The organism is Pseudomonas sp. Q1, from assembly GCF_009935975.1.
GTDB lineage: Bacteria > Pseudomonadota > Gammaproteobacteria > Pseudomonadales > Pseudomonadaceae > Aquipseudomonas > Aquipseudomonas palleroniana.
Window position 1 is genome coordinate 1 of the sequence record NZ_QODI01000046.1, and the last position, 1,128, is coordinate 1,128.

1 protein-coding gene is annotated in these 1,128 nt (G+C 53.1%); it reads right to left on the reverse strand.

The genetic code is table 11. The annotated features are described in order from the left end of the window. Positions 1–414: 414 nt before the first annotated feature. On the reverse strand, positions 415–1,128 hold a 714-nt coding region (locus DK870_RS29055; protein ID WP_161550417.1), incomplete at its 5' end, for a hypothetical protein.

Sequence of the window (1,128 nt, forward strand, 5' to 3'; positions counted from 1 at the left end):
CTGATCTGGAAAAAACCTTAAGCACCTGATGGCTTTAGACCGTTTCTACAGTTGTCAGATTTTAAGTAAAATATCACTGCAAATGCATAAAGTCAGAGACGAGCGCTCATGCGTCACATGAAAGTCTTTGCTGCCCTCTGGTGCACAACGTGAGGCCCTGACCGTAGGATGAGCTGGGGGCATCAACCGTCAGACCCCCCTGTGGCTCTGGTGGCAGCACACCTCTCTCCTGGAGCCTCATGACATACCTGCCGACATGCATTGGTGGGAGAAGTGAAGCCTTTGCACATCGGCTGTTGGGTTGCTAAGAGGGACACCTGAAGCCCCGAGGAAGAACCGGTCCTTGTCGTCTCTATCTGGAGCTTGGGCCTTTAAATATTCTGGCCGGATATGAACAAACTCCTTTGGACAGCGTTACAGTGACTCCGTCTGCCTCTGGCACTCTGTCGTTCCACTCCTAGAAAAAGAGGCCTGATGACTCCAGTCCTCCCAGACGTCCCTGGAATCCCCCACGTCCATCATATAGTTGAAGAAGGCCTGCTGCCTTTCAGTCAGCCTCTCTCTGGCATCGGATCTCTCTGGCCAGAATGGCTCCAGGATCTCGTCCAGGGGAGTCCAGTCCTCCTCCCAGACGCCCCTGGAAACCCCTTCGTTGAGGACCGTCGTCGCGTTCGTCTCCAGGTTTCTCCGATCTGACAGAAATATCAGGAGCACGTCCATCATATAGTTGAAGAAGGCCTGCTGCCTTTCAGTCAGCCTCTCCCGTGCATCTGATCTCTCTGGCCAGAATGGCTCCAGGATCTCGTCCAGCTCTTCGGACCGTCTCTGCTTCCGTTCAGGAGCACACTCGGCCGAGGAAGCTGGTCTCTTCTGGCCTCCTGAGTGTGCAGGAGCACCGCTGCCCTTTCCTTCCAGCTGCTTTCTCAGCTCCTCTATCTCTTGGCCTTGCTCTGCTACGCGTGATTTTAAGGCGCTGAGCTCGGTCTTAAGTGCAGCCATGTCACTGATCATCTGGTGATCTAGTGATTCACGGAGGCTTTTGTTACTTTCTTTTAATTTCTGAAATTCCTCACTTGCAAACTTTTCCAGGGAATTCAGCCGACCAATCATCGACTCCTCGAAAGGCAA